The sequence below is a fragment of the Halomicrobium sp. HM KBTZ05 genome (genome assembly GCF_041530035.1).
In the GTDB taxonomy this organism is placed as follows: Archaea; Halobacteriota; Halobacteria; order Halobacteriales; family Haloarculaceae; genus Halomicrobium.
The window spans coordinates 693,121-709,602 of sequence record NZ_CP168057.1; the positions used below are offsets into that span (position 1 = coordinate 693,121).

Annotated in this window: 17 protein-coding genes and 1 pseudogene; 6 read left to right on the top strand and 12 right to left on the bottom strand. The window is 64.3% G+C overall.

Features of this window, described 5'->3' with window-relative positions:
* Positions 1 to 18: 18 nt before the first annotated feature.
* Positions 19 to 924 (bottom strand): ABC transporter ATP-binding protein, encoded by a 906-nt coding sequence (locus tag ACAH01_RS03690; RefSeq protein WP_372480264.1) that lies wholly within the window; start codon positions 922 to 924, stop codon positions 19 to 21.
* Positions 924 to 2,039, bottom strand: coding sequence for a FecCD family ABC transporter permease (locus ACAH01_RS03695; RefSeq protein ID WP_372480265.1), 1,116 nt, complete (start codon positions 2,037 to 2,039; stop codon positions 924 to 926). The genes ACAH01_RS03690 and ACAH01_RS03695 overlap by 1 nt, the downstream gene beginning before the upstream one ends.
* A 243-nt stretch (positions 2,040 to 2,282) precedes the next feature.
* Between ACAH01_RS03695 and ACAH01_RS03700 the strand changes: the two are divergent.
* Positions 2,283 to 3,892 (top strand): annotated as a pseudogene (locus tag ACAH01_RS03700) (transposase).
* 543 nt (positions 3,893 to 4,435) lie between these two features.
* Here the strand turns inward: ACAH01_RS03700 and ACAH01_RS03705 are convergent.
* Together ACAH01_RS03705 and ACAH01_RS03710 are read right to left on the bottom strand one after the other, a co-directional pair.
* Positions 4,436 to 5,341 (bottom strand): RIO1 family regulatory kinase/ATPase, encoded by a 906-nt coding sequence (locus ACAH01_RS03705; RefSeq protein WP_372480266.1) that lies wholly within the window; start codon positions 5,339 to 5,341, stop codon positions 4,436 to 4,438.
* A 195-nt stretch (positions 5,342 to 5,536) separates the two neighbouring features.
* On the bottom strand, positions 5,537 to 6,208 hold the full coding sequence (locus ACAH01_RS03710) for a hypothetical protein (RefSeq protein ID WP_372480267.1): 672 nt from the start codon (positions 6,206 to 6,208) through the stop codon (positions 5,537 to 5,539).
* Positions 6,209 to 6,263: 55 nt separating this feature from the next.
* Between ACAH01_RS03710 and ACAH01_RS03715 the strand changes: the two genes are divergently transcribed.
* Positions 6,264 to 6,617 (top strand): hypothetical protein, encoded by a 354-nt coding sequence (locus tag ACAH01_RS03715; RefSeq protein ID WP_372480268.1) that lies wholly within the window; start codon positions 6,264 to 6,266, stop codon positions 6,615 to 6,617.
* Here ACAH01_RS03715 and ACAH01_RS03720 read toward each other — a convergent pair.
* The 3 genes from ACAH01_RS03720 to ACAH01_RS03730 form a co-directional block, all read right to left on the bottom strand.
* The gene (locus ACAH01_RS03720; protein WP_012807721.1) at positions 6,614 to 7,036 is read right to left on the bottom strand and encodes a thioesterase family protein; all 423 of its coding nucleotides are present in this window, start codon (positions 7,034 to 7,036) and stop codon (positions 6,614 to 6,616) included. The two genes, ACAH01_RS03715 and ACAH01_RS03720, sit on opposite strands and share 4 nt — an antisense overlap.
* The gene (gene msrA, locus ACAH01_RS03725; protein ID WP_372480269.1) at positions 7,033 to 7,563 is read right to left on the bottom strand and encodes a peptide-methionine (S)-S-oxide reductase MsrA; all 531 of its coding nucleotides are present in this window, start codon (positions 7,561 to 7,563) and stop codon (positions 7,033 to 7,035) included. Before msrA ends, ACAH01_RS03720 begins: the two co-directional genes overlap by 4 nt.
* A gap of 122 nt (positions 7,564 to 7,685) precedes the next feature.
* Positions 7,686 to 9,317: an NADH-quinone oxidoreductase subunit D gene (locus ACAH01_RS03730; RefSeq protein ID WP_372480270.1), complete on the bottom strand. Its 1,632-nt coding sequence runs from the start codon at positions 9,315 to 9,317 to the stop codon at positions 7,686 to 7,688.
* A 116-nt stretch (positions 9,318 to 9,433) separates the two neighbouring features.
* On the opposite strand from ACAH01_RS03730, the gene ACAH01_RS03735 reads away from it, so the two are divergent.
* Complete coding sequence (locus tag ACAH01_RS03735; RefSeq protein WP_372480271.1) at positions 9,434 to 10,264, top strand: biotin/lipoate A/B protein ligase family protein; 831 nt, start codon at positions 9,434 to 9,436, stop codon at positions 10,262 to 10,264.
* Between the two features lie 12 nt (positions 10,265 to 10,276).
* Here ACAH01_RS03735 and ACAH01_RS03740 read toward each other — a convergent pair whose 3' ends face one another.
* Positions 10,277 to 10,567 carry a hypothetical protein gene (locus tag ACAH01_RS03740; protein WP_372480272.1) on the bottom strand — a complete coding sequence of 97 codons (291 nt, stop codon included), beginning with the start codon at positions 10,565 to 10,567 and terminating at the stop codon, positions 10,277 to 10,279.
* Positions 10,568 to 10,647: 80 nt separating this feature from the next.
* Here ACAH01_RS03740 and ACAH01_RS03745 point away from each other — a divergent pair, with 80 nt between their 5' ends.
* A complete protein-coding gene (locus tag ACAH01_RS03745) occupies positions 10,648 to 11,478 on the top strand; it encodes a deoxyribonuclease IV (protein ID WP_170092506.1) in 831 nt (276 codons plus the stop codon).
* A gap of 39 nt (positions 11,479 to 11,517) precedes the next feature.
* Here ACAH01_RS03745 and ACAH01_RS03750 read toward each other — a convergent pair whose 3' ends face one another.
* Positions 11,518 to 13,053 carry an ATP-binding protein gene (locus tag ACAH01_RS03750; RefSeq protein ID WP_372480273.1) on the bottom strand — a complete coding sequence of 512 codons (1,536 nt, stop codon included), beginning with the start codon at positions 13,051 to 13,053 and terminating at the stop codon, positions 11,518 to 11,520.
* A gap of 92 nt (positions 13,054 to 13,145) precedes the next feature.
* On the opposite strand from ACAH01_RS03750, the gene ACAH01_RS03755 reads away from it, so the two are divergent.
* Complete coding sequence (locus tag ACAH01_RS03755) at positions 13,146 to 13,889, top strand: TrmB family transcriptional regulator sugar-binding domain-containing protein (RefSeq protein ID WP_372480274.1); 744 nt, start codon at positions 13,146 to 13,148, stop codon at positions 13,887 to 13,889.
* A 37-nt stretch (positions 13,890 to 13,926) separates the two neighbouring features.
* On the top strand, positions 13,927 to 14,718 hold the full coding sequence (locus ACAH01_RS03760; protein WP_372480275.1) for a class I SAM-dependent methyltransferase: 792 nt from the start codon (positions 13,927 to 13,929) through the stop codon (positions 14,716 to 14,718).
* Here ACAH01_RS03760 and ACAH01_RS03765 read toward each other — a convergent pair.
* From ACAH01_RS03765 to ACAH01_RS03775, 3 genes are all read right to left on the bottom strand, one after another.
* Complete coding sequence (locus tag ACAH01_RS03765; RefSeq protein ID WP_170092502.1) at positions 14,693 to 15,217, bottom strand: hypothetical protein; 525 nt, start codon at positions 15,215 to 15,217, stop codon at positions 14,693 to 14,695. The two genes, ACAH01_RS03760 and ACAH01_RS03765, sit on opposite strands and share 26 nt — an antisense overlap.
* A complete protein-coding gene (locus ACAH01_RS03770; RefSeq protein ID WP_372480276.1) occupies positions 15,210 to 15,626 on the bottom strand; it encodes a CopD family protein in 417 nt (138 codons plus the stop codon). Before ACAH01_RS03770 ends, ACAH01_RS03765 begins: the two co-directional genes overlap by 8 nt.
* Before the next feature lie 130 nt (positions 15,627 to 15,756).
* Positions 15,757 to 16,410 carry a hypothetical protein gene (locus ACAH01_RS03775; RefSeq protein ID WP_372480277.1) on the bottom strand — a complete coding sequence of 218 codons (654 nt, stop codon included), beginning with the start codon at positions 16,408 to 16,410 and terminating at the stop codon, positions 15,757 to 15,759.
* Positions 16,411 to 16,482: the final 72 nt, after the last annotated feature.

The window sequence follows — 16,482 nt, forward strand, 5'->3', positions numbered from 1 at the left end:
ATATGGGACCATCCCACGTCAGCTGGATTCGTTAATCGGCTGTAACGGTGTAATCTGTGGACCGTGCCTCGACGGCACAACGTCTGCCTTAACCCCGAAGACATCAGCAAGTAACTCCTCGGTGAGTACCTCGTCGGGCGTCCCGCAGGCATAGACCGACCCGTCTTTGAGCGCGACCATTCTGTCGGCGTATCGCGCCGCCTGCGAGATATCATGTAAGACAAGAACAACTGTGATGTCGCTTTTGTCTCGAAGCGTCTCGACTATCTCCATCACTTCGAGCTGATGATGTAGGTCGAGGAACGTAGTCGGCTCGTCAAGCAGCAGGACATTCGTCTCTTGGGCGAGCACCATCGCAATCCACACGAGTTGTTTCTGTCCACCGCTCAGGCTTCCGAGTTCGCGGTCACGGAGGTTCTCGATTCCTGCCAGCGAAATGGCCTCGTCGATGGCAGCTTGGTCCTCTTCAGTCATCGATTCGAAGAAGCCACGGTGAGGATACCGCCCATGGCCGACGAGGTCTTCGACCGAGATAGAATTCGGTGAGACGTTCTCTTGGGACAGAAGACCAAGATTTTGGGCTAGCTCCTTCTTTTCCAGTGTGTGGATGTCTCTCCCATCAAGTAGGACAGAACCACTGTCGATTTTGAGTTGATTGGCAAGCCCTTTTAACATTGTACTCTTCCCCGACCCGTTCGGGCCGACAAGTGCTGTGACCTCTCCTGGTTCGACGCGGATCGACTCTCCGTCGATTACCGGTTCATCCGATGAGGGATAACTAATTACCAGTTCCTCACCGGTGAACTCGCTGGCTGAGTCAGTGGAGTCGCTAACTGACTCGTCTTGTCCGTCCTGAAGGGGGCTATGTCGCTCAACATCTACTGCTGATCCAGCGTCATACAGTGCTGTGTTTTTGTCACTCATCAGATCTCACCCATCTTTTCTTGTTTGCGCATCAGATACAGGAAGTACGGTCCACCGATCAACCCGGTCACGATACCGACGGGAATCTGAGTTGGATTCAACGCGAGGCGTGCGCCAACGTCAGCGAGAACCATCATCGCTGGACCGGCGAATATACAGCCGAAGATCATTTTCTTGTATTCGGCACCAACGGTGTTGCGGACGATATGTGGGACGATCAGTCCGACAAATCCAACCATACCTGCAACGGAGATGCTTGCTGCCGCCGACAGCACAGCAATACCTGCCATGGCGAAGCGAACACGCTCAACATTCATCCCCAACGAACTTGCGGTGCTCTCGCCAAGTAGAAGTACGTTCAGCTGACGGGCACAGACCAGTGATAGGACGAGTGGAGCGACTGTCCACGGAAGTGCAAGCCGTACCTGCTCCCAGTCTGTCCCGGTCAGAGACCCCGTAGTCCAAGAGATCGCGGACTGGACGACGCCGATGTCGTCTGCGAAAAAGAATATCCCAGTCTGGACTGAGCCGAAGATAGTTCCAACGATGACACCCGCGAGAACGAGCCGGACGGGGGAAGTCCCATTCTTCCATGCAATGGCATAAACGAGGAGAAATGCGAATCCCCCTCCGATGGCGGCGAGTAGCGGCAGGACCGCTGCAAGTGTAGGGAACACGACCAGTACGAGGAGAACGGTCAATCCTGCCCCAGAGGAGACGCCGAGGATGAATGGACTTGCCAGCTCGTTCCTAGTGATCGCCTGAAAAATCGCTCCCGAAACGGCAAGGTTCATCCCGACCAGACAGGCAACAAATACCCGAGGCAGGCGGACATTCCAGACGATGAGACTACGTGTGCCCATCTCCGGAACTTCGGCACCGAGAATGAACGCCTCCCACGCTTGGCGATTGAATATCACCTCGGGGTTGAATACTGCCTGCCACGTCTGGGCGATAGTCATCGAGTACGCGCCGAAACTGACTTGGATGAGTCCAGCGGCGATGACGATGGCGATACTGCCGAGACAGAGGGTGAATAATTTACCGTCTGCCCACCAGAGCCACCACTCCCGGCGACTGGTTGCACCTGACCCAGTTGAAGTTTCAGTAGCCATGACGACACCTCTTTCTCGGGCACGAAACCACCTGGATGATATTACACGCCATATCTTTAGGGTGGCCTAAATAATTGATATGCCTTGCGGATTTAGGCCAGCAAAACACATGGTGGCTCATACCCGACGCGCCGCAAGGCGTACACATTGGCAACTTCTGATCGAAGATGTCCAGTCCGTAGTGAGAGACAACCTTCGTCGTCGTTAGATTAATTTGAGAGTTATTGTTCAAATCGACACATTATGCAGAACAGTCTTGATCCACTCTCGGAACGGGCCGGACAGATGACTGACGCGTACAAAGTTGGAATCGAAATTGTGGACTCTCTGCGAGACGGAGCGTGTCTCCGAGAGTCGGTGAGTGAGGTATTGCTACGCACAGACCGACTCGAAGACTCGTATCCTGGGTGGCACCCAGCATCGTACTCGTTTCTTGGAATGATTCGCCTGTTAACCTATCGAGAGATCACTGGCGACAGTTACCGAACGCTCGAAACATATCAGGAACTCGCTGAACCATTCGGATTAGAGCACATGCCCGACGAATCCGTCCTCTCACGCACCTGGCGCAAGCGCTTCGATGATGGGGTCCGCGAATACGTGACCGTCGCCGCTCACTTCGTCGTCAAAGAAATTCATGACCGCGGTCCCGCCGTCTCTGCGGTTCGACCGAAAGAGGACGTCATCGAGTCAGATGACGACTCACCCGTAGACGATGAAGAGGATGGCCGTGCGTTTTCGGACGAACAGATCCAGCGAACGACGCGCCTTGCTCGCAATCATGGCTTCGGTGGGTTCGACTCTGGGCGGGCGCAGAACGCCTCCTACGAGGATATGCAGTTCTTTGAGTTACAGACATTCATGGGCATGGTGGGCTGTGGGACCGCCCAAGGAGCCGCTCGCTTTCAGTTCCGACGGGGGAAGGCGTATGGCCCACATGGCGATACGCACCTGCGGGCGGTCAAGCAATTCGAACCCAATGAACTCGTTGAGGGGTTCGACCATGCTAGCGACCGCTTGCTATCTACCATCGCTGAGGAGGCGTCGTTTCGACGTCCAGTAACTGTAGCAATCGATATCACGACCGTCCCCTATTACGGCGATGTCGAGGGAATGGCGATGGTCAGTGGACTCAATCATAAAGAGCGAGCGTTCAAATTCGCTACCCTGTCGATGGTTGGGCTGAACATCCCACTCATTTTGGCCGTCGAACCTGTCCGAGAGAGTTCAGCGTGGGACGAGAACCCGCCGAACCAGATTCACCGTGTCGTCCGACGATTAGTGCGGCGAGCGAAGGGGCACGTCCCCATCGAGACGGTACTCTGTGACCGCGAGTTCGATTCCCAGCGAGTTTATCAGACGCTATCGAACCTCGGAGTGAACTATCTCATCCCGAAACGGATCACTAGCTCTGAGCGGGAGGCGATTGAGACGATGGAGGCTGACGGACAAACTGTCGCGGTAGAATCGGCATCCGTTCACGTCGAATCGGGCAGTCACTCGATGCAGTTCCTGTACGTGCCGTCGACGAATGGTGAGAGCACAACCGTCTTCGCCACAAATTTACGAGTCGGCCCGGAGGAAGCCGAGTCGTTCTGCCGGCGCTACAGCCGTCGCTGGCAGATCGAAAACGAGTACAAGAGTATCAAGAGCGACTTCCTCGCGAAGACCTCCTCAAAAGACTACAGAGTGAGGCTGTTCTACTTCGTGTTCGCGGTCTTGCTCTACAACATCTGGCGACTCACTGATTTCCTGCTGAAAGCGGGCGTTGACGGCGAGATAACTATGCACCAGTGTTGACCGCGGGTGAGTGTGTCGAAATGTTCGTTTCGACATTGATCCCACCTGACTAAACGACTGATTCCCGATCAGGTTCGCCGACTAGGAGTGGCAACGCTCTGTAATAGCATCATAATCAGCGCAATATCTCATACTCACTCGGCTATCTTGTTCAGAACGGGTGGAAATCGAGCACTTCATTGGGAGATAGGACACAAACCGACGGAGATTCAACTCAGACTGGCCTATCCTCCGAAACTGTGTGTTTGGCACCGACGGAGGATTTGGTATAGCGATATATAATTTATACGGGCCGATTACCTCACCCGCTGCTCGGGACATTCTCGGTCATGTGGGACTGTGACCCCGATCTGTGGCGTCACTCGCGACAGTCGGAAATCCCTCGAAACAGTGCTGCTGACAGTCTTACACGGATCTCGGAGGTGCTGACCGGCGATCGTCGCCACGGGGGAGACGATCACCGCCGTCTCATACGGAACGCTGGAGATCTGGGTACACGTCTCCAACCGTCCGTCTCATACTACCGGCTGTAAGTCTGTGAATGATTTCGCCACCCCGGGGTGGCGAAGATCTTCACGAAGTTACAGCCGGCAGTATCAGTCGTGGTTCGACAGTGACTCGAACTCACCGGCGAGCAACGCCTCGGTGACGGTGTCGATCTCGACGTCGTCGACGAACCGGGGGTACTTCCGCTGGAAGTACCCGAGGATGTTCTCCACGTCGCGGGCCAGCAACTCGTCGGCGTTCGCGTGGTCGGTGGGCACGGCCTGGGGCCAGTCGAAGATCGTGATACCGTCGGAGCCGACGAACACGTTGTACTCGCTCATGTCCGCGTGGACGTACCCGGCGTCGTAGGCTGTCCCCATCTCCGTGAGGACCAACTCCAGGACTGGCCGTACCTGCTGGTCGTCGAGCTTTGTCCGGGAGAGCTCGACGCCGTCGATCTTCTCCATGACGATCGCGTGGCGGTTGGTGTCGATGGGCTGGGGGACCCGAACCTCCGGGTACAGCGTCTCCAGTGCGTCGTACTCGCGCTCGGCGGCCTTCCGGGCGGTGTACTGCCAGGAGACGTGATCGCGGTCGGCGGTGTACTCCCGTTCCTTGTTGACTTCCCGGAACTGGGTGTACCCCTCGCGGTGGAACTTCAGGGCCATGGGTTTGTACGAGCGGACTTCGAACACGTCGCTCTCTTTGCCGACTCCGAGGGGGGCACCGAATCCCTCGATGGTCCCCCGCTCGACCAGCGCGTGCAGCGCGAGGGCGTCGTACCCCTCGAACGTGAGCTTGAATCCCTCGTACTGCATGGTCTTGCGCTCCAGGAAGCCCCGGTCTTCACACCGGTCCAGCCGGTAGTCGACGTCTTCGGCCGTCAGCCGCGAGAACTGCGGGAGCTTCTCGCGGTCGACGTACTCCGAGAAGCGCATCCCTTGCTCGACGCCCGAGAGGAGATGGAAGTCCTCGGGTTCGAGATCTGCCATCTCGCGTGCGACGGTTTGGACCATTAGCGGGCCGTAGTCGCCCGACTCGTATAAGTTCGGCGCGTCTGGCGTGTCGCCGACAATAAATCGGATACCGCTATATAGAAGCTGGGTGGTCAGACTGCGTGGTCGGACGCTTCGATTGCCTCTTTGGCGTCGTGGGGACGACGCCGGTCGCGGCGCTGTCGAGGTGATCGAACGCGACTCGACAGTGGCCGGCTACGGGCCGAAGCCGCCCGAAGAGAGTTCGTAGGGATCGTAGTCGGGACGGCTGTCGACGCCGCGCGGGCAGTCGAACCGCTCGCGGTAGCGACGGCGCGTCTCGTCCGCGCGCTCGGAGAACAGGAGCAAGACGCCGTAGGGCTGGCTGAACGACGCGGCGTCGACCGGATCGGGGTCGAGGAAGACGGCGTCGGTCGTCGGCGCGTCGGCGCTCGCGATGGTCGTCAGCTTCGGTTCCATCGGGAGCAGCCCGGCCAGGACCGACGGGACGAAACTCCCGCCCGGCAGCGGAGCCCGGGGCTGGACCCAGCACTCCCCGACCGGCTGGCCGTCCGCTTCGATCACGCTGTGTGCCGGGCCACTGGTCTGTTCGTCCCAGGTCTCTCTGGCGATCTCGGGGAGTTCCACGTCGGTAGCGAACCCCATGTCGACGCCGCCGACCCGGTCGAACTCGCGCAGCGTCCAGGCCTCCTCCTCGTCCGTGGGATCTCCGGCGACCGTCCCCTCGATCAGGTCGCCCGTTTCGAGCCCGTCGATCGCGGGCTGTCGTTCCCCGTATCCCTGCTGGTAGGTCGTGTAGAGTCGCGTCCCGTCGGTGTCGAAGAGGTTGACGTGGGGGACCGCCTCGACGACCCGATAGACCCGAAAGCGACTCGACCGCTCGTCCATACGCCGACAACGCACTCCGGCCCCATGTCCCCGTCGGTCCCGGAGCGGGGGGTTGATGACGCTACCCGCCCAACGGCGATCCGTGAACGGACCCGACGACACCGAACCGCCGTCGAACGACCCGACGATCAGCTGTCGGCGGTGTGGCCGCGAGTGGGACCTCGGCGAGGAGCTGGACGCCGTCGGCAACCAGGCCTTCGAGCAGTTCGCGCTGGACCACCGGCGTCACACCGGCCACTTCCCCGACGGCGTCGCCACGTGGCGCGTCGAGTGTCGCCACTGTCCGGAGACGGTCGAACGGATCGAAGAGGGTGGGGCAAAGCGGTGGGCCCACACCCACGTCAGACACACGAACCACGCGGTGACCATCCACGGGACGGACGGCACCGAGCGCGTCCTCGAACCCTAGAGGCCCTCGAACTCGCCGATCGATTCGCGCCAGCTGTCGGGGATCGGGACCGACGAACCCTGCCCGCGATCGTAGGCGACCATCGTCGTCTCCCCGGTCGCGGCCACCTCGCCGTCGGCGGTCCGGATCTCGTACTCGAAGGGGAAGCTCTTCTCGCCGAGGCGCGGGACGCGGACGCCGACCGTGACCTCGTCGGCCAGTCGGATCGGGCGCTCGAAGTCCAGCTGGAGGTTCGCGACGACCATCCCGGTCTCCTCGCCGCTGCCGGTGATGTCGGCCGCCGCGCCCCCGACGACGGTTTCGAGGTAGTCGACGCGGGCCTCCTCGACGTAGGTTCCATAGAGCGCGTTGTTGACGTGGCCGTACGTGTCGAGGTCGTTGTACCGCACGTCGACCGTCGTCGTAAACTCGAAGCTCATGCCAGCAGCTCCCGGAACTGTTCGTTGAGCTTTTTGAGCTTCGGATCGATGTTGACCGCGCAGTACCCCTGATCGGGGTTGCGCTCGTAGTAGTCCTGGTGGTACTCCGCTGCGGGGTAGAACGTCTCCAGAGGCTCGACCTCCGTGACGATCGGGTCCGAGTACTGTTCGCCGAGGTCGTCGATCGTCGCTTCGACGGTCTCGCGCTGGGCCTCGTCGTGGTAGAAGACTGCCGAGCGGTACTGACTGCCCACGTCCGGCCCCTGTCGGTTCTCCGTGGTCGGGTTGTGTGTCGCGAAGAAGACGGTCAGCACGTCCTCGTAGTCGATCACGTCCGGGTCGTACTCGACCTGAACGCACTCCGCGTGACCGGTGTCGCCGGAACAGACGGCGTCGTAGCTCGGGTCCGCGACGTGTCCACCGGCGTAACCGGAGGTGACGGACTCGACGCCCTCGATCTGTTTGAACACGGCTTCGGTACACCAGAAACAGCCACCGGCGACCGTGGCGGTCTGTGGTTCACTCATCGCTCAACGGTACGTGCCAGGAACACAAAACAGCCTCGCCGGCCGTTCACCGTTCCAGCACCGAACTGTCGGCTCAGCCACACCCAACACGGTGGTGTGGGGTCGGCTGCCAACGGTTGGGCCTATCGGTCGACCTCGCCCATGATCGTGTCGAGGCTGCCGATCGCGGCGACCAGGTCGGGGATCGTCTCGCCTTCGGCCATCGCCGGCAGCGACTGGAGGTTCGAGAACGACGGCCCCCGGATCTTGAACCGCGCCGGCGTGTCGGTGCCGTCCGAGCGGATGTAGATTCCCAGCTCTCCTTTCGCGGCCTCGACTGCCCGGTAGATCTCGGCGTCGCGGTCGGGGCGGACGGTTCTGGGAACGTTGCCCTGGATCGTTCGCTCGTCTTCGGGCCAGCCTTCGAGGAGATCGACGCACTGATCGACGATCCTGGCCGACTCCTCGATCTCGCGCAGGCGAACGAGGACGCGAGAGAAGTTGTCACAGCCGTCCTCGGTGACCACGTTCCAGTCGAGTTCGTCGTAGTAGCCGTAGGGATCGTCCCGTCGCAGATCGTAGTCGACGCCGGAGCCACGCGCGACCGGTCCCGTACAGCCGTACTCCTTGGCGACCGACGGGGGGAGCACGCCGGTGTCGACGGTTCGCAACTGGAGGATCTCGTTGCCGGTGAGCAGGTCGTGGTACTCTTCGAGCTTCTGAGGCAGGTCATCGAGGAACGACCGGACGTTCTCGAAGAACGTCTCGCGAGGCTCGGGCAGGTCCCAGGCGACCCCGCCCAGCCGGAAGTAGTTGAACATCAGCCGCTGGCCGGTGAGGTCTTCCAGGATGTCCTGGACGATCTCCCGGTCGCGGATGCCGTACTGGAACACGGCGGTGAACTCCGAGATCACGTCCAGCCCGTAGGCCGCGATCGCCAGGAAGTGCGAGAGGATCCGCGACAACTCCGCGCTCATCGTCCGGATCACCTGTGCGTACTCGGGCACGTCGACGCCGATCAGGTCCTCCGCGGCGCGCGCGTAGGCCCACTCGTTGAGCAGGCCGCCACCGCTCCAGTCCCACCGGTCGGGGTAGGGCATGATCTGGTGACGGTAGGTCCCCTGCTGACACAGCTGCTCCTCACAGCGGTGGATGAACCCGATCTCGGGGGTCACGTCTGCGACGGTCTCGCCGTCGAGCGTCACGCGCAGGTGCAAGACGCCGTGGGTCGAGGGGTGGTGTGGCCCCATATTGAGGTGCATCGTGTCCGGTCCGGAACGGCGATCCTCCAGGATGCGCTCGTGTTCGCGAAACGGGACGATCTGTGGTTTGTCCTGGTTGTACGACGCCCGGAGCGGATGGCCCTGCCAGGTCTCGGGCAGCAAAATCCGTCGCAGATCTGGATGTCCTTCGTAGGTAATGCCGAGCAGGTCGTACGCTTCGCGCTCGTGCCACGCCGCCGTCTCGTAGACGCCCGATCCGCTCTCGGAGTGGGGATCGTCGTGCAACGTCGGGACGACCACCGAGAGTTCGTCGGTCGGGTCGTCGTACTTCCGGAGGTGATAGATCGTCTCGAAGCGATCGCCGTACTCCTGTGCCGTGACGCAGGCACAGTGGTCGTAGCCCGCCTCCGCTTTCAGCGTCGAGAGGACCGACTCGACGGCGTCCGCACGGACGACGATCGCGGGCGCGTTCTGGTGGTCCTCGGTCCCGACGACGGCCGTCTCGGGAAGCAGCGACAGCGGCTCTGTGGATGCTCTCGTGGCCTGTTGCATGTCGGGCGGTACGCCGGGGACGGGCCTCGGCGTTGTGCCTCGATTGCGAGGCCGATTTATGTACGTCCCCGACGCCGCCCGCAACCGCTTTCGGGGCTCCGGCCGTAGGCCGTCCCATGACCGATCTGGGGGACCTGTCGTGGCGGTTCGTCGACGAACGCGCACACGACGGGCCGACGAACATGGCGCTGGACGAGGTCACCGCCGAGACGGTCGCCGACGGCGGCCTGGCGACGGTTCGACTCTACTGCTGGGAGCCCAGCACGCTCTCGCTTGGCTACAACCAGGATCCGGCGACGATCGACTGGGACTACTGCGAGCGCGAGGCGATCACCGTCACGCGCCGACCCACGGGCGGGGGTGCGATCTACCACGATACCGACGGCGACATCTCGTACTCGATCGTCGTACCGGGCGACGCCGTTCCGGGCGACCTGTTGGCGTGTTACGAACTGCTCTGTGAGCCGATCCTCGATGCCTTCGAGGGAATGGGGGTCGACGCGACCTTCGCGAGCGACGAGCGACCGGCCGTGTACCAGCCCGCGTGTTACCTCCGGGCGTTGCACCCGGCACACGACGTGGTCGGTCCGGACGGCCGCAAGATCAGCGGCAACGCACAGTACCGACAGCGCGACGCCGTCGTGCAACACGGCTCGCTCACCTTCGAGACGACCCCGGCGCGCCACTGTGCTTGTTTCACCGGCGATCCGGAACCGGACGCGTTCGCCGATCGGGTCGGCGGCATCGAGGAGTACGTCGACTGTTCTCGCTCGGAAGCCGTCGCGACGCTCCGTGACACACTCCGCGAGTGGGTCGAGACGACGCTCGGTGGGACCGTCACGGAAACGTCGTGGCCAGACGAAATCACTTCGCGTGCGCGCGAGCGCGTGAGCGAGAAGTTCGGGACGGAGGCCTGGACCCGCGAGCGGACGGATCCGACGGCCTGACAGCCGGCAGTATCAGGAGCTGCCACCCTCGACGACGAGTCGCTCGCTCGTCGCTCGCAGGTACTCTCGGATCAGCGCCGCGTCGGTGTCCTCGGCTTCGAGCAGGTCGGTCACCGTCTCACAGCAGTGTTCGAGCAGTCGCAGCTGTGGCCCGGGCGGCACCTTGTTCTCGGTCACCGTCGCCGCGCTGTCGACGGCGCTGGAAGCGGTCTCGTGGTCGCCCCTGGCGACCGCCCGACCGGCCTCGGTGAGCAACTGGTCGAGGACGGCGTACACGTCCGGCGGGAGCGCGTCTGCTGGCACACTCGACCTTGGGTCCGCGGGGCCAAAACTCCCGGCGGTGCCTTCGGAAGTGCTTTGATCGACCGACCGTATCCACCGGTATGCGCGTCGGAGCACACACCTCGATCGCTGGCGGAGCGTACAACGCCGTCGACGAACAGGTCGACTACGGTGGAAACTGCGGCCAGATCTTCAGCCACTCGCCACAGGTCTGGCAGGACCCGAACATCGAGGACGAGGAGGCCGAACAGTTCCGCGAACGCAGCGACGAACACGGCGTCGGGCCGTGGGTCATCCACTCGTCGTACCTCGTCAACCTCTGTACCCCCAAAGACGACCTCCGGGCGAAGTCGATCGACTCGATGCAAAAGGAGGTCGACGCCGCCGACAAACTCGGCGTCGAGTACGTCAACGTCCACCTCGGTGCTCACACGGGGGCCGGCGTCGAGGGCGGGCTCGACAACGCCGCCAGCGCCCTGGACGAACTGACGATTCCCGACGGCGTCACGGTGCTCGTCGAGTCCGACGCCGGCAGCGGGACGAAACTCGGCGGCGAGTTCGAACACCTCGCCGAGGTGCTGGACCGCTCCGAGCAGGACCTCGAAGTCTGTGTCGACACGGCCCACGCATTCGCCGCGGGCTACGACATCTCGACGGCCGACGGCGTCGCCGAGACCGTCGCCGAGTTCGACGACGTGGTCGGACTCGACAACCTCGCTTGCATCCACCTCAACGACTCGAAACACGAGTGTGGCACCAACAAGGACGAACACGCTCACCTCGGCGAGGGCTACATCGGCGAGGAGGGGATGGCCGCGCTGTTGACCCACGACGCCCTCGAAGACGTGCCTTTCGTCCTGGAGACCCCGACCGAAGACGGCCGGGGTTTCGAGTGGAACATCGAACGGGCCAGAGAACTGGGCAACGCCTGACAGCGGAGCGAACCGCGACGGCGCGCGCCGGGTCGACACCTACGCGTCGGACACCGGCTCGCCGACGGCGAAGACGAACCGGGCACCACCGGCGTCGCTCTCCTCGACGGTGACCGTCCAGTCGTGTGCCTCGGCGATTCGGGCGACGATCGCCAGTCCGAGACCCGTCCCGCCGCCCTCCGAGTGGCCCAGCTCGACGACGGACTCTCGTTTCTCTCGCGGGATGCCGACGCCGTCGTCCTCGACCGCGAAGCCGTTCTCGGCCGGGACCACGCGGACGGTCAGATCCGTGTCCGTTCCGCCGGCTCGCCTGTCCCGGGTCGCCGACGCCGTGAACCCGTGTTCCATGGCGTTGCGAAACAGGTTCTCGAAGAGCCGCGCGAGGCGGTCCTCGTCGGCCTGGACCGTCCCCGACACCGCACACTCCAGGGTCGCGTCGCCGGTGTCGACCGTCTCCCAGGCCCGCTCGACGGCCGCCGTCAGGTCGACGGCCGTCTTCGTCATCGCACCGTCGCCGCTCCGGGCCAGCGCGAGCACGTCGTCGATGATGGTGCCGATGCGTCCCAGCGCCTGGCTGATCTCGTCGAGGCGCTCGTCGTCGGACTCTTCGCGGAGCTGCTGGACGTAGCCGTCGGCGACCTGGAGGGGGTTCCGGAGGTCGTGGCTGGCGATCGAGGCGAAGCGTTCGAGCCGGCGGTTCTGCTCTGCCAGCTCTCGCTCGCGGACGGCCAGTTGTTGCTGGGTCTCGATGGCGTCGAGCGCGTCGGCGATCGTCTCGCCCAGCTCTCCGAGCACCTCCTGCTCGGTCTCGTCGAGGGCGTCCGGACGGGTCGTACACAGCAACACTCGGCCGTATTCGACCCCGTCTATGGCGACCGGGACGACGATGCCTGCGGTGTAGGGCTGCCAGCGTTCGTCCAGATCGACGACGCCCGGCCCGCTCTCCCCGAGGTGGCTCGCGAGGGCGTCCGGGTCGATCGTCCCGCCGTCGGCCTCGTCCCCGTGGGCCGTGGTCCCGTCGCCACCTTCGAACCGGGCGAACTCGTAGGCACCCCGCTGTGTGAGTTCCTCACAGACCGCTCGCTCGACGGCTTCGCGGTCGTCGGCACGGACGAGTTCGCGGTTCACGTCCCGGACGATCTCGTTGATCCGCGACAGCTGTTCGACGCGCCGGTCGGTTCGGTACCGACGCGCGGCCGTTCGAGTGCGCCGGACCAGTCGGTCGTAGGGCGCGTCGCCCGACTGGATCGGGATGTAGTCGAACAGGTCCCGCCCCGAAACCTCGCGTGCCACGTCTCGGTTGGCCATCCGGGTAAAGAGGATCACCGGGAGCGATGGCCGTTCGGCCTCGACGACGTCGACGACCGCGAGCCCGCCCTGGAACTCGATCCCGTCGGCGCGCGGGACCTCGTATCTGGTGACACAGACCTCGATCGATCGGTTCTCTCGGAGGGCAGCCCGCGCGTCGGCCGCTCCGACGACGCTCTCGACCTCGAACCCCGCGGCTTCGAGGTGGTCTCGTGGCTCGGTGCTACCGTATCCCCCCACGTACAGCACCGTCGTCCCCTCGTCCATGCGGGAACTGCCGAATCCAAGCGATAAAAACGTGTGCTCTATCACCCTCGGTGATAGGTGGTTTTATCGGCATCTGGTACCTGTTGTCGGTGATGACTGTCGACACCGAGGTGATCGAGCGCGACGCCATCCTCGACCGGATTCGAGCCCTGGTCGACGGTGCGGCGTCGGAAGTCGCTCTCTCGGTGCCACACACGGCGTTGCCGGAGCTCGAAGCGACGCTCTCGGCGGCCGTCGATCGTGGGCTGCTCGTCCTCGTGTTGGTCTGGGACCCGCCACACGACGAGCGCTCGAAACGCGAACTGCCGTCGCTGGCGAACTGTTCGACGGTCGCACGCAGATCGGAGGACATCGCGCCCGTGTTCTGCTGTGTCGACAACGAGCGGGGCCTGATCGGCAACGGATCGTCGATCACCGGCGACAGCCCGGACGACGTCGTCGGCACCTTCGACTTCCAGGAGATCGCACACGGATTCTACCGGGACTTCGTCACGAACTTCTGGATGTTCGCGTCGGAGGTCCACGCCGCTGACGTGCCCGACCTGCCCGCGACGTACGACGGCATCCGACAGGCGGTGACGAACGTCGCGCTGTGTCTCCGCGACGACGTGCCGATCCGATGCCGCGCGACCGGCCACGATCCGGAGACCGGGGCCGAACGCACCGTCGACGGTCGCGTCCTGAACGTCCACCAGCGGATGGTGTACCCCGCGTCTTCCTCACTGCCCATCGAGAACTCGATCCTCGTCGAAGACGACGGTCGTCACTGGATCGGCGGCCCCCACGCCGTCTTGGAGGATCTGGCTGCCGACCGGCTACTGCTCCGACGCGCGTGACCGGGCTCCTTTTGCCGGTCGCACGACAACCCCGGTCGTGCGCAGATTCGACGCCGACTACCTCGAACGCACGCGCCGGGGGATGTGGGGCGACTCCCGCGAGGCGCTCGCCGATCTCGAACTCGACACCGCCCAGCGAGTGCTCGACGTCGGCTGTGGCAGCGGCGAACTCACCGCGGTGCTCCGCGAGGAGTCGCCCGGCGACGTGATCGGCGTCGACGCCGACGAGGCGTTGCTGTCGACCGTTCGCCAGCCGGTCGTTCGTGGCGACGCCACGCGACTGCCCTTCGCGGACGACGCCGTCGACCTCGTGGTGTGTCAGGCGCTCCTGATCAACCTCCCGGAGCCCGCGGCGGCACTCGCGGAGTTCGCCAGAGTCGCCAGCGACCGCGTCGCCGTCATCGAACCGGACAACAGCGCCGTCAGCGTCGAGTCGACCGTCGACGCCGAACCGACGCTGGCCCGACGGGCGCGCCGGCTCTACCTCGACGGCGTCGACACCGACGTGGCACTTGGAGCGCGCGCGGCCGATCTCTTTCCTGACGCCGGGCTGGACGTGGTCTCGACGCGGCGGTACGATCAGCGACTCACCGTCACGCCGCCGTACTCGGAGGCCGCACTCACCGCGGCACAGCGCAAGGCGACGGGCGCGGGGCTGGCCGACCGGGCCGACGTGCTGGCCGCGTCGGTCCCCGACGACGAGTTCGACCGGCTCCGGGAAGCCTGGCGGTCGATGGGCCGAGACGTGATCGATCAGATGGGTGCCGGCGAGTACGAGCGGACCGAGACGGTCCCCTTCTTCGTCACCGTCGGTCTGATCGGGGAGTGACGCGGTCGGCGATCCGGAGCAAGACCACGTCGAGCAGTCCCGCCGCGACGCCGACGACGGCTCCCACGATGGCGGCGATCGGCGTCCCGACGGCCGCCAGCAGGACGACCGTCCGCAGTCCGAACGAGCCGACGACTGCCGCCGGGACGCCGAGCCCGACGACGATCCCGACCAGGAAGACGACGCCGGCGAGAGCCCCGCAGCTCCCGGCCCACAGCGTCAGCCGAACCGCCGAGTCACTGGACGGGTCGACGTGGGCCAGCACCCAGTGGGTCGTCACGCCGACGACCAGCCAGAGGGCGAGAAACGCTACGACGCCGACCGCCGTGTTCAGCGAGGGCAACACGTCCGAGAGCCCGCCGCTGGCGTAGGCGGGGACCAGTACGGCGAGGACGAACCCCACCGTGTTCGTGGTCGCGAGCGTCCACGCGGTGAGTGTCGTCGTCGGTCGTCCGACCGTCTCGCGTGTTGTCCGGGACGCGGCCGCGGTCTCAGCCATGGGCCAGCACCTCCGCCAGGACGACGAGTCCAAGCAGTGTCGCCGTCGTCAGCCCGTACGCCCGCCGACTCCAGGCGGCGAGTGGCGTCGAGCGGTCGGTCCGGGTGACGGCCAGCGTTCTGACGGCCGAGCCGAGGACGAACAGCGCGACGACCACGAGCTTCGCGAGCAGCGTCTGCCCCCAGCGAGTGCCGGGGCCGGGCGCACCGAGCGCGCCGAGGTTGCCGATCCCCGTGAGGACCAGTCCGCCCAGCGCGGCCCAGAAGAGCCACTCGTAGCGTCTCGCCAGCACGTGGAGGTCGTCGACGCGCCGCCGGGCCGCGGCCCAGAGCCCGGCCGCGCCGCCGACCAGCAGCGCCATCGCGAGGACGTGGACGGTTCGGATCGCGAGGTGGAGGGACTGACTCATCGTCGGCGATTCACGGCCCGGCGCAAAATAGCTACGGCGTCGAGGTCACTCGCAGCCAGCGCGCGTCCGGCTGCGATCGCAAGCACGCACCAGCGGTCGCAAGCACGCGTCCGTGGCTCCAGTTCCGATCTCAGACCACGTCGCCCCGGACCGTCGTTCCGCTCTGTCGCTCCCGGTACTCTCGGACGGCGTCGGCGGCCTCGCCGGCTTCCGTCGGGTCCATACCCAGCGTTTCGAGTGCGCCAGACAGCGTGGGAAATGCGAGTTCGCTCTCCCGGAGTTTGCGGACGGCCGAGTCGCTGCGCTGGCCCTCGGCCCACAGACAGACTCCGCGGGGATCCAGCAGTTGTTCGTAGTTTCCGCGTGCGCGGGCTCCCTTCAGGCGCTGGGTGACGTTGTCCTCGAAGGAGGCGTTGCACACTTCGAGGTGGATCGGTTCGGACTCTTCTAACAGGTGTGCGGCCAGACACTGCTCGGGCGCGGCGTGGCCCGAGGCGTTCGCACGGACGTACTCGGGGTACTCGTCGGCCCACGCCGCCCGGACGGTCTTGCCGACGCCCTCGACCCCCAGCCGCTCGCGAAACTCCGACTCTCGGTCTGCGTCGTCGCGCAGCAGGATGTCCTTCGTCAGATACACGTCGAGTCGGTCGATCGGATCGAGTCCGAGTGCCACGTCGCCGTACACCCAGACCTCTCGTACCGGTACCGGCATGGTCTGCTCGGCGACGGCGTCGACGATTTCGACGGCTCGATCGATCGCCGCCTCGCGCGCGAGTTCGCTCATCGCCCGACTCTACCGGTCACAGGAAAATATGTCTGCCGTCGTGCCCCCACTCTTTATGTGTTCCGTGGCGAA

Bases quoted from the DNA above. Each gene is read 5' to 3' on its own strand.
- ACAH01_RS03775 (WP_372480277.1), bottom strand. From the start codon at position 16,410: ATGAGCGAACTCGCGCGCGAGGCGGCGATCGATCGAGCCGTCGAAATC.
- ACAH01_RS03755 (WP_372480274.1), top strand. From the start codon at position 13,146: ATGACTGTCGACACCGAGGTGATCGAGCGCGACGCCATCCTCGACCGG.
- ACAH01_RS03720 (WP_012807721.1), bottom strand. From the start codon at position 7,036: ATGAGCTTCGAGTTTACGACGACGGTCGACGTGCGGTACAACGACCTC.
- ACAH01_RS03765 (WP_170092502.1), bottom strand. From the start codon at position 15,217: ATGGCTGAGACCGCGGCCGCGTCCCGGACAACACGCGAGACGGTCGGA.
- ACAH01_RS03730 (WP_372480270.1), bottom strand. From the start codon at position 9,317: ATGCAACAGGCCACGAGAGCATCCACAGAGCCGCTGTCGCTGCTTCCC.
- ACAH01_RS03745 (WP_170092506.1), top strand. From the start codon at position 10,648: ATGCGCGTCGGAGCACACACCTCGATCGCTGGCGGAGCGTACAACGCC.
- ACAH01_RS03695 (WP_372480265.1), bottom strand. From the start codon at position 2,039: ATGGCTACTGAAACTTCAACTGGGTCAGGTGCAACCAGTCGCCGGGAG.
- ACAH01_RS03735 (WP_372480271.1), top strand. From the start codon at position 9,434: ATGACCGATCTGGGGGACCTGTCGTGGCGGTTCGTCGACGAACGCGCA.
- ACAH01_RS03690 (WP_372480264.1), bottom strand. From the start codon at position 924: ATGAGTGACAAAAACACAGCACTGTATGACGCTGGATCAGCAGTAGAT.
- ACAH01_RS03715 (WP_372480268.1), top strand. From the start codon at position 6,264: ATGACGCTACCCGCCCAACGGCGATCCGTGAACGGACCCGACGACACC.
- ACAH01_RS03710 (WP_372480267.1), bottom strand. From the start codon at position 6,208: ATGGACGAGCGGTCGAGTCGCTTTCGGGTCTATCGGGTCGTCGAGGCG.
- ACAH01_RS03750 (WP_372480273.1), bottom strand. From the start codon at position 13,053: ATGGACGAGGGGACGACGGTGCTGTACGTGGGGGGATACGGTAGCACC.
- ACAH01_RS03770 (WP_372480276.1), bottom strand. From the start codon at position 15,626: ATGAGTCAGTCCCTCCACCTCGCGATCCGAACCGTCCACGTCCTCGCG.
- msrA (WP_372480269.1), bottom strand. From the start codon at position 7,563: ATGAGTGAACCACAGACCGCCACGGTCGCCGGTGGCTGTTTCTGGTGT.
- ACAH01_RS03705 (WP_372480266.1), bottom strand. From the start codon at position 5,341: ATGGTCCAAACCGTCGCACGCGAGATGGCAGATCTCGAACCCGAGGAC.